The sequence below is a fragment of the Sphingobacterium faecium genome, assembly GCF_003054045.1.
In the GTDB taxonomy this organism is placed as follows: domain Bacteria; phylum Bacteroidota; class Bacteroidia; order Sphingobacteriales; family Sphingobacteriaceae; genus Sphingobacterium; species Sphingobacterium faecium.
Window position 1 is genome coordinate 664,648 of sequence record NZ_QBKH01000001.1, and the last position, 14,101, is coordinate 678,748.

Genomic DNA, 14,101 nt, shown 5'->3' on the forward strand with positions numbered 1-14,101 from the left:
ACTGATAAATTTAATCTTACTTTTACATCGTTAAAACCACTACGTTTTAAATATTGTTTTGAGTGGTTTATGTGTAGGGTTAACAGTGAATTATAACATGAAGAAAGCATTCAATCTGGGGTTGTTCCTTGGATTATTATCAGTGACATCTTTTGCATTACAATCATGCAATGAAGGTGGAAATAAAAAAACAGGTTCAGTTCCTATCGGTACTGTTGATAGCACAAACGCAATAGATGATATAGATACGGATACGGTTGTTAAACAAATTAAAAAAGATTCAATTGCCGTTAAGGATAAAAAGAGTATTCTACATCATGAAGTAGATACGGCTAAATTATTGACGGATTCTGTGTCTCCGCGTTATATTTATCTGACTTTTGACGATGGGCCTTTGAATGGTAGTCAATTTATTGATTCGATAGCAACAGCAAAAAATATAAAAATCAATGTATTTCTTATTGGAAAGCATGATCGTATGAGCAAAGGCTTGCATAAATATTATGAACGTTATATGAATAATCCTTTAGTGGATTGCTATAACCATAGTTTTAATCATGCGAACAATAAGTTTACTTATTTCTATAGTAATGCTGAGTCTGCTTATGAAGATTTTGATAAAAATGAGAAAGATTTAAATTTAAAACATAAAATCGTAAGATTGCCTGGTCGTAATATTTGGTATTTTGCTGATCGTAAACGTATTGATATGCAAAGTGGATCGAGCACTGCAGATTTATTATACCAAAATGGTTACCGATCGATGGGTTGGGATTGTGAGTGGAAGAAGGGTAAACCATCGGGTATGCCAGTAGAGTCTGTGAGTTTTATCTATCGTCAAATTAATAATAGGTTGCGTAATGGTACGTCATTTTCTAAAAATAATGTTGTTTTATTAATGCATGACGATATGTTTCAAACTAGGAAAGCACAAAAAATGTTAAGTGATTTGATCGATAGCTTGAAATTGCATCCAAATTATGAATTTGCACATATGCGCGACTATCCTAAACAGAAATAAAAAAGGACTGTTTAATAAAATCCTTTATTTAAAAAAGATCCCCGATACTTTTCTGTATCGGGGATCTTTTTTATTTTAATTCTGCTTTCTTAAATATTTTGTCAAAATCACGATCGTCTGACCATCAATTTTTCCTTCAATTTGTTCTGTATTATCGAAAACAAGTCGGATATTTTTAACAACAGTACCTAATGTTGCACGGATTGAAGATCCCTTTACATCTAATGTCTTGGTGAGCACTACAGAATCTCCGTCAAACAATTGTTGTCCGATACTATCCAGGTGAAATTCTACATAGCCATCATTTTCATGATCTCCTGTTTGTTTGGCCCATTCCAAGGTATGATCATCTAGATATAAAATATCTAATGCATCTGAAGCCCAACCTTCATTTTTTAAGCGATTCAACATACGCCAAGCAGCTACTTGGACAGCAGGTACATCTGACCACATATTATCGGGTAGGAATTTCCAATATTCGGCATCTAATTGTGTCGTTTTATTGAATTGATCGGCACATTTTTGACATACAACGATGGTGTTTTCGGCATTGGCTTGTAAATCGGGTGGTAATGTGTATAGGACTAAATCTTCAGTTGCTTGACTCAATTCACATTTATTTCCCGCTCTTTCGAAAAGTTGATTTTCTAATTTCATCTAAATTTTGGATAAGTTGCAAATGATAAGTTGCAAACATAATGAATATTTATAATTCTATATCTAAAAATACCAGATATAACAACTCTAAAAATAAAGGATTGATAATTTGGAATATAATTTGCGATGCTGTAAACGATATAATTTGTATCTTATTTAATATTAACTGAAATTAAACTAAAATTGTGTAAACATGAAATGGCAAGGTGGTAGAAAGAGTGACAACTTTGAGGATAGAAGGGGAATGTCTGGTGGTCAAAAACTGACTTTAGGTGGCGTAGGTGGAATAATTGTATTGATTATTGGATTTCTGATGGGGGGAGATCCAGCGCAGTTATTACAACAGGCGCAAAATATGACTGGTACAGAGCAAACTGGACAGCCAAGAGAAATTAGTGAAGAGGAAGCAAAATTAACTGATTTTTCAAGAACTGTTTTAGCGAGTACGGAGACTGTTTGGACGGCACTTTTTAAAGAGCAGTTGGGTAAAAATTATGAAGCAACCAGTTTGGTGGTTTATGATGGAGGTACGGAAACTGATGGATGTGGTGTAGGAAAAGCATCTTACGGACCATTTTATTGCCCGGGTGATCATAAGATCTATTTAGATTTAACTTTCAATCAAGAATTGAAAACAAAATTTGGTGCTAAAGGTGAGTTTGCTTTGGCCTATGTTATCGCACATGAAGTTGGTCATCATATTCAACAACTAGTTGGTTTGCTACCACAGACGAATAATATGCGCGGTAAATTGAGTGAAGTTGAAAATAATAAAATCTCGGTGATGACTGAATTACAAGCCGATTTTTACGCTGGAGTATGGGCGCATCATGTTAATAAACTGTCTGACATAAAGATTGACTACAATGATATCTTGGATGGTATGGCTGCTGCAGAAGCTGTAGGGGATGATAAATTACAGACTCAAGCTCAAGGTTATGCTGTGCCCGATTCTTTCACACATGGAACCTCAGCACAGCGACGTGCCTGGTTTAAGAAAGGATATGATTCTGGTGATATGACAAGTGGAAATACTTTCGAAGATCCAAGTTTGAAATAATGATATAAAAAAGACCAGAAAGTTAAAATCTGGTCTTTTTTGATATTTTGGCTAACTTTTAAAATCAGGTTTTTTTATTATTTTCTTTCTGCATATCTTAAGCATACATCTAATTGCGACGATCTGCATGCATAAATTATTGTACAAGTAAATTACAACCGCGTATATCGCTTTGATCAAACCGACCTAATACTTCAAAAGATCCATCATCGTAAATTTTTCCGAGGTCTTGGGTTGCGATAAATGAACATGAATATCGATTTGCTAGGTCAATAACATTGATCGCTCCTGTTTTTTTGTTTGTCGCAAGTGTTAGTGGATCATTTGTTTCTCGAATTAAAATCTTCATCCAATTGGGATGCTTAAATATGCCATTGCCATAAGAATATCCTTGAGACAGTAATTCTGTCATTCCATATTCAGAATGTATGCCAGAAACCTGAAAGCTTTTACAAAGTAAATCATGAATTTCTTCCCGAACCATTTCTTTACGTTTGCCTTTCATGCCTCCCGTCTCCATGATGATTAATTCTGGAAAAGATAATTCATATTTTTCTATGAAATCTAGTAAGGCAAATGTCACTCCGAAAAGTAATGTCTTCGTCCCTTTTGTTTTTAATTGTAAGAGTGTTTGGTATAGTTCTTCGTGATTATACAGAAAATAGTTACTTTCTGGCTGTTGACTATGCTCCATTAAATCATTAATCATATAAATTAGTGAAGATCCAGTACGTTCTAAATAGGAGGGAAGTAGAGCTAATATGGCTATATTTTCCATTTTTCCATAAAATTGTTCAAAAGCAGTTCTGAAACTTTGCTCATAAACTTTTTTTTCAGCAACAAGATGCTTACTGGTAGTCATTCCTGTGGTTCCTGAACTTGTAAATATGATCTCAGGTTGTAGATCATGGGCAATAATTTCCTGAGTTTTAAAAAGCTCGATTGGCAGAAATGGTATTTTAGTGTAATGATCGATCGTATTTATTTTTATATTGAGGTACTGCACATATTTTTTGTAAATACTGACATGTTCCATTTGAAAATGAAAAGTGTCTAAGCAGATTTTATTAAATTCTGTTTGATTTTGAATAGTAAATACCCGATCCCAGTTCATACGCTATAAATTTCAGTACAAACTTAGATAAATTTGTTTTATTTACAATCCTAAATGCATGACAGGTCACTCATGTACCCATTCATTTTTTTGCTTTTGACTAATGTTTGTGCCAATATGAATAATTTCTAGGCTGTTAATATCTGTATTGGATAGTGGCAATGAGGCTATCAATAAAAATTTAGCGCATAAAAAAGGTTCTTGTTAATGTTCAAGAACCTTTTTTTAATATTTTATGTATATCTGATTACAACATACCGCCATCTACAGGCAATACTTGTCCTGTAACGTATGCCGATAAATCTGATGCAAGAAATAAACATGCATTTGCAACATCTTCTGCTTCTCCAGCACGTTTCAATGGTATACCTGCTTCCCAGCCTGCTACTACTTTCGGATCTAATACTTCTGTCATTTCAGTACGAATAAAACCTGGAGCAACGACATTGGATCTGATATTACGTGAACCTAATTCTTTAGCAACTGATTTTGAAAAGCCAATAATTCCAGCTTTAGAAGCAGCATAATTTGCTTGGCCTGCATTTCCTTGAACGCCTACTACAGAACTCATGTTAATAAAAGAACCCTTACGGTTTTTCATCATGACCTTGGATGCTGCTTTAGTGATATTGAATACGGATTTTAAGTTTACATTGATTACATCGTCCCAATTTTCTTCTGTCATACGCATTAACAAGCCATCTTTTGTAATTCCTGCATTGTTTACAACCACATCAATAGTGCCGAAATCAGCAACGATGTCACTGATTAATTTTTCAGCTTCATCAAATTTTGATGCATCTGAACGGTAACCTTTTACAGTCGTTCCGAAAGCCTGAAGTTCTTGCTCCAAAGCTTGACCTTTTTCCACAGATGATAAATATGTGAATGCCACTTTTGCACCATGTTGTGCAAATACTTCAGCAATTTTTCTTCCTATTCCTTTTGAGGCTCCAGTGATTAGAGCAGTTTTTCCTTCAAGTAATTTCATTCTTTTGTATTATATGTACTATAATGTACTTGCAAAAATGTTAAAACTATACTACAATCGCAACCTTAATATCAATTTAATTTTGCATTCTCGAAAAGCATAATTGAAAAATAAGTTTTAAAAATAGCGACTACTTTAAAGAGTCGGGTTAAATCAAAATAAGGAAAACGTTCAGGTTAGGGAATTCTTAATAATAGTATGGTATTTTTGAATAAGTGGTTTTAAAAAGTACAGTTTTTTGACAAAAGGATTGCGTTAATATAAAAATCTATATTAAATTTGCATCAATCACGAAGACATGAGTAAAAAAACAAAAAATACCAAAGAGGTAGACGTCGTTTTAATTGGCGCAGGTATCATGAGCGCAACTCTAGGCACACTTATTAATGAGTTGAGTCCGGATATTAAAATAGAGATTTTAGAGCGCTTGGATGTTGTTGCAGCGGAGAGTTCAGATGCATGGAATAATGCAGGAACTGGTCACTCTGCATTATGTGAATTGAATTATACCCCACAACAAGCGGATGGTTCGGTAACAATTGATAAAGCAATCAGTATTGCTGAACAATTTGAGGTATCTAAACAATTTTGGACTTACTTGGTCGACCAAGGAGTTATCAAAAAACCGGAAGACTTTATTCGTTCTGTCCCGCATATGAGTGCTGTTTTTGGCGAAAAAGATATTGATTTTCTTCATAAGAGATTCGATGCTTTGTCTAAGAATAACTTGTTTAAGGGCATGGAATATACAGAAGATAAGGCCGTCTTAAATGAATGGATTCCATTAATGATGAAAGGTCGTCCTGCAGATGATAAAATCGCTGCGACGAAAATGATATTAGGTACGGATGTAAATTTTGGCGCGTTAACACGTGATTTAGTTGAGCATTTGGATTCTAAAGAAAATATTACCTTACATCTTACCCAAGAAGTACGTGATATTGATAGAAATGAAAATGGTACATGGGAATTAGAAGTCAAGGATTTAAAGACTGGGGAAAAAAGATCAATCAACGCTAAGTTTGTTTTTATAGGTGCTGGTGGACACTCTTTATTATTATTAGAGAAATCTGGTATTCCTGAATCTAAAGGTTATGGAGGATTTCCTGTTGGAGGTCAGTGGTTACGTTGTGTCAATGATGATGTGATCAAAGAGCATCATGCGAAAGTATATGGTAAAGCATCTATAGGTGCACCTCCAATGTCTGTTCCACATCTTGATACGCGTTATATAGATGGTAAGCAAGCTTTATTGTTTGGACCATACGCTGGTTTTTCCACTAAATTTTTAAAACAAGGTTCTTATTTTGACTTACCGGCTTCTATCAAGTTATCAAATATTAAACCGATGTTATCTGTAGGACGTGATAATATGGACTTAACAAAATATTTAATTTCAGAGGTGATGAAGAGTCCCAAAGATAAATTAGATGCTTTGAAACAGTTTATGCCTACAGCGCAATTAGAGGATTGGAAAATTGAAGTTGCTGGCCAGCGTGTACAAGTGATCAAAAAAGATGCTAAGCATGGGGGTGTTCTAGAATTTGGTACTGAAGTTGTATCTTCTGCAGATGGTTCCATTGCAGCGTTATTAGGCGCTTCGCCAGGTGCATCTACTTCTGTAGCTATTATGATCAAACTTCTGAAAAGATGTTTTCCGGAACGTGCTAAAGCGGATGAATATCGCAAAAAGTTACGTGAAATGATCCCATCACATGGACAATCATTGAATGATGATGCTGAGCTTTGTGAAGCCACTAGAAAGCGGACACATACTGCATTAAAACTTGAAAATTTTAAAGATTAATTTCTTCTAACCATACTTATGGGGTGCTTGCAGTAGGATTTACTGTTACAGGCTGAGATTATACCCAAATAACAACAATTGCTCATTTACTCTGAGCAATTGTTGTTATATACCTGATCCGGGTAATGCTGGCGTAGGGATATTTAATTTCAAAAATCTTGCATTTATAGCGACTCCCTAAGTGTGTATTGTTTTTATTTTACACACATATTAAATGCAGTTAAATCAAATTTTAAACGATTTTTTTCAGCAGGTTAAAGCTACATCCCTCGCAGAATGGCTAGCAGTAGGCTTTGGTATATTGCAGGTTTGGTTTGCAAAGTCTAATAAACCTATTAATTACCTTTTTGGTATTTCTGGTATTGTGATATCCATTTACGTTTTATATTTCGCAAAACTATACGGTGAAATTGCCTTGAACATGTATTACTTATTAATGAGTATTTATGGTTGGATTTACTGGCAACAAAATAGTAATCATCAACATATCATATCGAGTGCATCACGTAAGGATTGGATTATTGTCTTATTGATATGTATTATAGGATTTACCGTATTCTATTTCGGATTGTTACATGCTACAGATTCTGATGTTCCGCTATGGGATGCCTTGGTATCTTGTACCGCATGGGCAGGCATGTGGTTGCTGGCAAAGCGAAAAATCGAGAATTGGATTTTATTAAATATTAGTAATCTCATGGCGATCCCTTTGCTTTATCATAAAGATTTACTACTATTCGCAGCACTGACTGTATTTTTATTTGTGATGGCTTTCTTTGGTTATTTTAACTGGAAGAGAATTCTTAAACATGAACTAACATATGATACTTACTCCAGATCAAATTAATCTGATAAAAGACCAACAACAGCATGCAATTGATTCTAAAACGATGACTGCAGCTCAATTGGATTTAACCATTGCTGAAAAATGGTTTAAGATATGGGTACCTCAATCTCTTGGTGGTTTGGGATTTTCTTTGTTAGAAGGACTCCAATTTTTAGAGGAGTTGGCTTATCATGATGGCGGCTTAGCCTGGACCATTACTTTATGCTCCGGAGCTAATTTATTTGTCGGTTTTATCGATCTGCAAATCGGTAACGAGATTTTTAAGAATCCTCAAGTCTGTCTTGGTGGAAGTGGTCGTGCATCGGGATACGCAGAGCGTGAGCAAGGAGGTTATATAATTAAGGGTCATTGGAAATATGCTACTGGAGCTCCGCATCTGACTCATTTTACAGCAAACTGTGTCATCACTGAAAATGGTATACCCGTATTGGATGAAAGTGGTCATCAGCTTGTATATTCTTTCTTTTTCGATCGGAATGATGTTTTAATTCATTATGATTGGGATACGTTTGGTTTAGAGTGTACAGCAAGCCACAGCTTTTCTGTAGAAAATATTTTTGTAAAGGACTCACGGAGTTTTTTGATTAATGAATCAAAAAGTACTTGGCCTGAACTTTTGTACCAGTATCCCTTTATTCCGTTTGCAGAACTAACATTGCTAAGTAATTTTATCGGTATGTTTAGACGCTTTATTGATCTGGTCGAAAGGTATTTTATTATAAAATCTCAGGATGAAGTCTGGTTAAAGGATAAAGGGAAACTTCATTTTAAACGATTGGATAAGATACGAGATGATTTTAATAAACGGAGAGATTTAATTTATCAATTGGCAGAGCAATCGTGGAAAAATCGGGAACAAGACATGGATAACGCCATAATATATAACAGGATTGCAATTGAAAGTCGCGCCTTTGTATCTATTTTCAAAGATCATGTGATTCATTTATTTCCACTTTGTGGCATAGAAGCTGCACAGCGGGAGAAGGAAATGAACATCGTATTTAGAAATATTTTTACCGCTTCGCAACACAGTTTATTACAGGAATAATATCGAAGCGATAAGGTTTATCGCTTCGATATTAATTATTGATTCTCAAGCGCTTTTTTTAAATTTATCAGACGATGGTAAGAAGGACATTTTTCTAATTCTTTATTCCAACGTTCCAAAGCAGCTATATTAGCTTGTAGAAACTTGGGCATATCGAAAATATGCATATCAACTGTTATTTGTATTTCTTCGGGTAATGATACAACATCAAAATATTCTTTTAATTCCTCAATAGTCATATGCCAAAGATAAAATTATAATGTGATAGAAAAAATTTAAGGTTACTCTTTGTTTATGCTAAATCATCTATATTTATAATCTGGCAATAGTTTTAAAACAAGATTTAAAGATTCATGAGAATAGAAAAAAGTAGTATTGAAGATTTGGTTACCCACATGGAATTGTATGAGCAGGCAATTGCCTATCAACATGCATTAGGTAAGGTGAACTGGTTGGGATTTGAAGAGTGTGTGGTACTTAAGGAAATTGAAGCGGGACAGCAGTATAAGATTGTGATAGATAAACAAATTGCTTGTGTTTTTCTACTCGCTGATTCTGATCCGATTATATGGCAAGAAAAAAATGATATACCGGCGATTTATATTCATCGTATTGCTACAAATCCATTTTTTAGAGGTCAAAATTTTGTCGTCAAGATAATTGAATATGTGAAAATAATAGCTAAACAAGAACAAAAAGAATTTATAAGAATGGATACTACTGCAGGTAATAAACGATTAAATCATTATTATAAAGAATGTGGTTTTAATATTGTAGCCACCATTGCGCTTCAGGGAAATACTGATATGCCAGCGCATTATCGAAATAACTCATTTACGCTTTTTGAAATGAAAGTATAATATCTTTTTTTTTAATACTGATTATTTATTGTTTATAAACAATGCTTAATTTCTGCTAAAAGAGATTCTACCTATAAATTCCTTTTACTTTACATGGCTAATTCCTACCAATAGATGCTATTGGAATATAAGCTATCTATAAATCTAAAGGTAGACCTTATCGGGAAAGGTTCTTATTTATTTCTTTGGGTATAATTTTTTAAATGCATTATATACGGCTTGGTGAACAATTGTTGCATGCAATTCTAGTTGTAAATAGTCAAAACATAAATTGATGTTATTGATTTGTTTCAATATCTGAGAAAACTTTATTGATTCCTCATACATTTTAATGTCTTCATCTTTATTGGGAATTCCTAAATAGACGTTTAATGGATTTTTGATATTAGCATTTAATGGATTTTTAGATTCATGTAATAATTTTTGTTCTCCCCACCATAGACTCGGTGCTATAATGATGTATTTACTAAATAAATCAGGCTTCTCCACTAGAATTTCAGATGCTAAAAGACCTGCTAATGATTCTCCAATAACTGTTCGATCTTTATTTGCATGGTATTTATTTTCCATATAAGGCTGTAATTCACTTTCAAGAAATGCGATGTATGCTGCTGATTTTCCATATTGGGGAAAACTTTCTTTCTTAAAACCTTCTTTTTCTAGGAATTCCAGATTGTCTACAGCAAATGTGAAATCTCTCTTTCTATTGGTATTTTCGATACCAACGACGATTGATTTTGGAAATTGCGCGATCCACGGTTGTGTATAATAACGAACGATCCCCACTAGGTGAATAAAATCTTCTTTTATACCTCCATCTAAAATATAGATGGTCGGGTATTTGATTGTATCTGTGCTATTATAATCTTCTGGAAAATATATATTTATAGTTCTATTCTCTTTAAGTATTGTTGAATATATCTGATCTGTTTGCCCAAGATCAATGACGCTTTGAGCATGTAAATTACTCGTTGAGAAAATAATTGCAATGAATAGTTGTATGTATTTTGTCATTATAATTTTTTTACAGAACAGACTAGCGATATCGTGCTGTTAAAGATAAGTCTAAATATGCAAAATCGATTATGAAAACTAGGCGTTTGGAAAATATGCATTTAAGAGGAAAAGCCATGATATATAATGATTAAACACTATAAGCATTTGATTGTTATATATATAAGTAATAGAATAAATCTATGGACAGCAATAAAAATAGTTTGGATGCACGTATTGCACGATACAATAAGCATTATGGATTCTTAGAAAATCCTCAAAAATTTAGTCTAGTATGTAATCCACATCGATTGATTGTTAGAAATTTTGCGCTGCGAAATAATCGACGTGATCTATATGAAGAATATATTCGGAATTTTTATCCTGAAAAAGCAATTAAAGAATTGGTAGAATTTGATTCTTGTCTTATGTATTTAAAATTTTTGACTAAGGAAGAGGCTAGATACTGGTTTATTTCTAATGATACGAAAGTGGTGGAATCTGACATTCAAGTGAGTGAAAGTGATGCCATATTGCGAATGCTGTTTGTAGAGAATGAACAGGATCGTAAAGATTTACTCCATTCTGATCAATCCATTGTTTTAAATCGAGTTACCCCGGAATCTATTCTAAAAAGTCGCGATCATTTTTGGATTGATACCCGAATATGTTAATGGCTAAAAATTGAATACTTGCATGTACTGATTTTATTGCTTTTTAAATGGTATGGGATGATTTTGCAGGTGTCCGTGTGTGTCGGACGAATTATTATAATTTCCGACTTCTTGGTGTTTTTAACTATTGAAAAAAATCAATTAAACTTATTCAAATGGCATATCAATTCGTTTCATAAATGTTTCAATATAAATGTCACCCTTTCCTCTACAGAAATTCTAGGAACTTCTATAATATCGTAATGATAATTGGTATAAGTGCTTCGCATGATGGTAAAGGTATAAATTGCTTCTTCCCAAGAGTAAAGCTTATAATAGATGAAACCAACTGTTTTTTGGACCCATTAGGATCCAGGGAAAAATCCAAATTATTACATATTCTTTTGATAAGAAGAATATTTTTATATTTTTGCATAACTAGTTATGTAATTGGTTATGCAGATGGGCAATCTAAAAAATATTTTATGAATTTTTTTAATAAAACTGGAAAAATGGCGTTGGGCAGTAGACTCCGATTATTGACTAATAAGGTGACGGAAGATGCTGCGCAGATATATGAACTATACCATGTCGAGTTTCTTCCGAAGTGGTTTCCCGTATTCTTTATCTTGGCAGAAGAAGGGGAAAAAACAATTACTGACATTGCAAATGAAATTGGACATTCGCAACCTTCTGTAACCAAAATTATAAGAGAAATGGCTCAGGCTGGACTTGTTGAAGATAATTTATCATCAAGTGATAAACGTCGAAATGTTGTGGGCTTAACTGATAAGGGGAAAAATCTCAGTGAAACAGTAAAAATTTCATGTAGCGATGTGGATGCAGCCATCGAGACGGTTATAGATGAAGCTACATATAATCTTTGGGAGGCAATTGAAGAATGGGAATTTCTTTTAGAGCAAAAATCATTGTTAAAAAGAGTAAAAGAACAAAAAAAGATACGAGAAAGTAAAGCAGCACAGATTGTTTCTTATCAATCTGAACACCAATTAGCCTTTAAATCTCTTAATGAAGAGTGGATTTCTACTTATTTTGAAATGGAAGAGGCTGATTATCGAGCGCTGGATAATCCTCAAGAATACATTTTAGATCAAGGTGGGGCTATTTTAGTAGCGCTTTATAATCATGAACCATTAGGTGTTTGTGCTCTTATTAAAATGAATGACGGAGATTATGATTTTGAAATGGCTAAAATGGCTGTATCTCCAAAAGCTCAAGGAAAAAATTTAGGATTTTTGCTTGGTCAAGCGGTCGTAAATAAAGCTAAAGAATTGGGTGCAGCAAGTATATACTTAGAGAGTAATACCATTTTAAAACCTGCTATCAATTTATATCATAAGCTCGGATTCCGAAAAATCGCGGGGCGAGCGACTCCTTATAAAAGATGTAATATTCAGATGGTTTTACAATTGAGTCAGTAAGTATATATTTTCTGTTTCCCTGTTTTTTAGCCTATTTGTTGCTATCGTAACCTTTTTAACAATCGATATGAAGCAAATTTTATAGATAGTACGTTTAGATAAAGGATAACAACCATTATTTCATTATCGTGCAGCTAGGATATTTAAATAATCTCAATGCCTAACTCTTTGTAAACTTTTAATGCATTATGGTTTGGATCTGCTTCAGTAATAATGCTATCAAGAGCAGTGGCTGGTCCAATATAAAATGCCTCAACGGTACTGGTTTTTTCTAGGGTTGATAAAGCAACTGTTTTAACAGCTTGTGTAATCATCAATTTTTTTATTTGTGCATCCTCGTAATCCTTAGCGGTAATACCTATGGTATGGTGAATACTACAAACACCTAAGAAACAGACATCAGCGCGAACATTCTTTATCGTATTCAATGCGTCTATACCTATAGCTGTGAAAGATACTTTATATAATCTTCCCCCTGCAAATATAACTTCCACATTTGGATGGTCTTCTAGAACATTGACTACGGGAAAACTATTTGTTACTACTGTTATTCTTAAATTTTTTGGAAGACTTGCTGCTAACGCCACAACTGAAGTTCCTCCATCAAAAAATACGACATGTCCATCTTTTAAAAAATTTAATGCTTTTAAAGCAATAGCTTGTTTTTGACCTAAGTCATACTTTTCTCGATCTCTATAATGATGTGGAATAGGAGAGTTGGCCAATGCGCCACCTCTTACAGCCTTTAAGAGCCCTTGAGAGTCTAATGTTTTAATATCCCTACGGACAGTATCTTCAGAAACCTTTAGCAGATCACTGAGATGCTCTAGTCGTACTTTATTTTCTTTTGAAAGCTGTTCTAATATGAGTTGTAGGCGCTCCTCTTTTACCATAATCGTTACTTATATATGCAAATATATACAATTATATTTGGCATAATGTTGTATAATATTGCATAATTTAGTATTTTTATTGCAAAAAATAGTAGATATGAAAAAATCAATCGCTATAGATATGGATGGTGTCATTGCTGACATTGAGCCACATCTTATTGAATGGTATAAAAAAGAAACTGGTGTAGCATTAAACCAAGATATGATCAAAGGGTTGGGAGAGGAGGAGGCATTTTCTGATAAAGAAGCGCTACACAAAATCTTAAACACAGAATCATTTTTTAGGACTGCTCCGGTTATGGACGGTGCTATAGAGACGGTCAAATCGCTAATGAAAGAGTATGAAATATTTATTGTTTCTGCTGCTATGGAATTTCCATTATCCTTGTTTGAAAAGAGAGCTTGGTTGCAAGAGCATTTTCCTTTTATAAGCTGGAAAAATATTATTTTCTGTGGAGATAAAAGTATTATAGATACGGATTTTATGATTGATGATTATTGCAAGAATCTTGATTTTTGTAAAGGAAAACCGTTAATGTTTACGGCTTATCATAATATTGCTATCGATCATCATGAACGCATTAATCATTGGAATGAAGTTCCTTCATTACTTGAGAATCACATTGCTAAAACTGAAAAAGTGCTATAAAAGCACTTTTTTAAATAATGCGTTCATATTTAGTTGTCTACTTCTGTATACTGGATGTATATTTAT

The 14,101-nt window shown here is 33.7% G+C and carries 15 protein-coding genes; 9 read left to right on the forward strand and 6 right to left on the reverse strand.

Annotated elements, in window-relative coordinates; translation table 11 throughout:
* The first annotated feature begins 97 nt into the window (after positions 1 to 97).
* Complete coding sequence (locus C8N37_RS02870; protein WP_108157457.1) at positions 98 to 1,021, forward strand: polysaccharide deacetylase family protein; 924 nt, start codon at positions 98 to 100, stop codon at positions 1,019 to 1,021.
* A gap of 75 nt (positions 1,022 to 1,096) precedes the next feature.
* Here C8N37_RS02870 and C8N37_RS02875 read toward each other — a convergent pair whose 3' ends face one another.
* The gene (locus C8N37_RS02875; RefSeq protein WP_108157458.1) at positions 1,097 to 1,678 is read right to left on the reverse strand and encodes a PhnA domain-containing protein; all 582 of its coding nucleotides are present in this window, start codon (positions 1,676 to 1,678) and stop codon (positions 1,097 to 1,099) included.
* 193 nt (positions 1,679 to 1,871) lie between these two features.
* Here C8N37_RS02875 and ypfJ point away from each other — a divergent pair, with 193 nt between their 5' ends.
* Complete coding sequence (gene ypfJ, locus C8N37_RS02880) at positions 1,872 to 2,738, forward strand: KPN_02809 family neutral zinc metallopeptidase (RefSeq protein WP_108157459.1); 867 nt, start codon at positions 1,872 to 1,874, stop codon at positions 2,736 to 2,738.
* 136 nt (positions 2,739 to 2,874) lie between these two features.
* On the opposite strand, the gene C8N37_RS02885 is transcribed toward ypfJ, so the two are convergent.
* Positions 2,875 to 3,852 carry a LuxE/PaaK family acyltransferase gene (locus C8N37_RS02885; RefSeq protein ID WP_108157460.1) on the reverse strand — a complete coding sequence of 326 codons (978 nt, stop codon included), beginning with the start codon at positions 3,850 to 3,852 and terminating at the stop codon, positions 2,875 to 2,877.
* Between the two features lie 247 nt (positions 3,853 to 4,099).
* On the reverse strand, positions 4,100 to 4,843 hold the full coding sequence (gene fabG / locus C8N37_RS02890; protein ID WP_108157461.1) for a 3-oxoacyl-[acyl-carrier-protein] reductase: 744 nt from the start codon (positions 4,841 to 4,843) through the stop codon (positions 4,100 to 4,102).
* 298 nt (positions 4,844 to 5,141) lie between these two features.
* Between fabG and C8N37_RS02895 the strand changes: the two genes are divergently transcribed.
* The 3 genes from C8N37_RS02895 (at position 5,142) to C8N37_RS02905 (ending at position 8,545) form a co-directional block, all read left to right on the forward strand.
* A complete protein-coding gene (locus tag C8N37_RS02895; RefSeq protein WP_108157462.1) occupies positions 5,142 to 6,650 on the forward strand; it encodes a malate:quinone oxidoreductase in 1,509 nt (502 codons plus the stop codon).
* Positions 6,651 to 6,864: 214 nt separating this feature from the next.
* Complete coding sequence (gene pnuC / locus C8N37_RS02900; RefSeq protein ID WP_108157463.1) at positions 6,865 to 7,497, forward strand: nicotinamide riboside transporter PnuC; 633 nt, start codon at positions 6,865 to 6,867, stop codon at positions 7,495 to 7,497.
* Positions 7,472 to 8,545 carry an acyl-CoA dehydrogenase family protein gene (locus tag C8N37_RS02905; protein ID WP_108157464.1) on the forward strand — a complete coding sequence of 358 codons (1,074 nt, stop codon included), beginning with the start codon at positions 7,472 to 7,474 and terminating at the stop codon, positions 8,543 to 8,545. The genes pnuC and C8N37_RS02905 overlap by 26 nt, the downstream gene beginning before the upstream one ends.
* A gap of 35 nt (positions 8,546 to 8,580) precedes the next feature.
* On the opposite strand, the gene C8N37_RS02910 is transcribed toward C8N37_RS02905, so the two are convergent.
* Positions 8,581 to 8,784, reverse strand: coding sequence for a DUF6965 family protein (locus C8N37_RS02910; RefSeq protein WP_108157465.1), 204 nt, complete (start codon positions 8,782 to 8,784; stop codon positions 8,581 to 8,583).
* A gap of 114 nt (positions 8,785 to 8,898) precedes the next feature.
* Here C8N37_RS02910 and C8N37_RS02915 point away from each other — a divergent pair, with 114 nt between their 5' ends.
* Complete coding sequence (locus tag C8N37_RS02915; RefSeq protein ID WP_108157466.1) at positions 8,899 to 9,405, forward strand: GNAT family N-acetyltransferase; 507 nt, start codon at positions 8,899 to 8,901, stop codon at positions 9,403 to 9,405.
* A 177-nt stretch (positions 9,406 to 9,582) separates the two neighbouring features.
* Here C8N37_RS02915 and C8N37_RS02920 read toward each other — a convergent pair whose 3' ends face one another.
* The gene (locus C8N37_RS02920) at positions 9,583 to 10,419 is read right to left on the reverse strand and encodes an alpha/beta hydrolase (protein ID WP_108157467.1); all 837 of its coding nucleotides are present in this window, start codon (positions 10,417 to 10,419) and stop codon (positions 9,583 to 9,585) included.
* 182 nt (positions 10,420 to 10,601) lie between these two features.
* On the opposite strand from C8N37_RS02920, the gene C8N37_RS02925 reads away from it, so the two are divergent.
* Together C8N37_RS02925 and C8N37_RS02930 are read left to right on the forward strand one after the other, a co-directional pair.
* Complete coding sequence (locus C8N37_RS02925; protein WP_108157468.1) at positions 10,602 to 11,072, forward strand: hypothetical protein; 471 nt, start codon at positions 10,602 to 10,604, stop codon at positions 11,070 to 11,072.
* Between the two features lie 242 nt (positions 11,073 to 11,314).
* Positions 11,315 to 12,493, forward strand: coding sequence for a bifunctional helix-turn-helix transcriptional regulator/GNAT family N-acetyltransferase (locus C8N37_RS02930; RefSeq protein ID WP_244914325.1), 1,179 nt, complete (start codon positions 11,315 to 11,317; stop codon positions 12,491 to 12,493).
* A gap of 143 nt (positions 12,494 to 12,636) precedes the next feature.
* Here C8N37_RS02930 and C8N37_RS02935 read toward each other — a convergent pair whose 3' ends face one another.
* Entirely contained in the window at positions 12,637 to 13,386 is a 750-nt protein-coding gene (locus C8N37_RS02935) for a DeoR/GlpR family DNA-binding transcription regulator (RefSeq protein WP_108157470.1), read from the reverse strand.
* A gap of 97 nt (positions 13,387 to 13,483) precedes the next feature.
* Between C8N37_RS02935 and C8N37_RS02940 the strand changes: the two genes are divergently transcribed.
* Complete coding sequence (locus C8N37_RS02940; protein ID WP_108157471.1) at positions 13,484 to 14,035, forward strand: 5' nucleotidase, NT5C type; 552 nt, start codon at positions 13,484 to 13,486, stop codon at positions 14,033 to 14,035.
* The last annotated feature ends 66 nt before the right edge of the window (positions 14,036 to 14,101 follow it).

Bases quoted from the DNA above. Each gene is read 5' to 3' on its own strand.
- C8N37_RS02920 (WP_108157467.1), bottom strand. From the start codon at position 10,419: ATGACAAAATACATACAACTATTCATTGCAATTATTTTCTCAACGAGT.
- C8N37_RS02930 (WP_244914325.1), top strand. From the start codon at position 11,315: ATGATAATTGGTATAAGTGCTTCGCATGATGGTAAAGGTATAAATTGC.
- C8N37_RS02935 (WP_108157470.1), bottom strand. From the start codon at position 13,386: ATGGTAAAAGAGGAGCGCCTACAACTCATATTAGAACAGCTTTCAAAA.
- C8N37_RS02885 (WP_108157460.1), bottom strand. From the start codon at position 3,852: ATGAACTGGGATCGGGTATTTACTATTCAAAATCAAACAGAATTTAAT.
- fabG (WP_108157461.1), bottom strand. From the start codon at position 4,843: ATGAAATTACTTGAAGGAAAAACTGCTCTAATCACTGGAGCCTCAAAA.
- C8N37_RS02910 (WP_108157465.1), bottom strand. From the start codon at position 8,784: ATGACTATTGAGGAATTAAAAGAATATTTTGATGTTGTATCATTACCC.
- C8N37_RS02895 (WP_108157462.1), top strand. From the start codon at position 5,142: ATGAGTAAAAAAACAAAAAATACCAAAGAGGTAGACGTCGTTTTAATT.
- C8N37_RS02870 (WP_108157457.1), top strand. From the start codon at position 98: ATGAAGAAAGCATTCAATCTGGGGTTGTTCCTTGGATTATTATCAGTG.
- C8N37_RS02925 (WP_108157468.1), top strand. From the start codon at position 10,602: ATGGACAGCAATAAAAATAGTTTGGATGCACGTATTGCACGATACAAT.
- C8N37_RS02905 (WP_108157464.1), top strand. From the start codon at position 7,472: ATGATACTTACTCCAGATCAAATTAATCTGATAAAAGACCAACAACAG.
- C8N37_RS02875 (WP_108157458.1), bottom strand. From the start codon at position 1,678: ATGAAATTAGAAAATCAACTTTTCGAAAGAGCGGGAAATAAATGTGAA.
- C8N37_RS02915 (WP_108157466.1), top strand. From the start codon at position 8,899: ATGAGAATAGAAAAAAGTAGTATTGAAGATTTGGTTACCCACATGGAA.
- C8N37_RS02940 (WP_108157471.1), top strand. From the start codon at position 13,484: ATGAAAAAATCAATCGCTATAGATATGGATGGTGTCATTGCTGACATT.
- pnuC (WP_108157463.1), top strand. From the start codon at position 6,865: ATGCAGTTAAATCAAATTTTAAACGATTTTTTTCAGCAGGTTAAAGCT.
- ypfJ (WP_108157459.1), top strand. From the start codon at position 1,872: ATGAAATGGCAAGGTGGTAGAAAGAGTGACAACTTTGAGGATAGAAGG.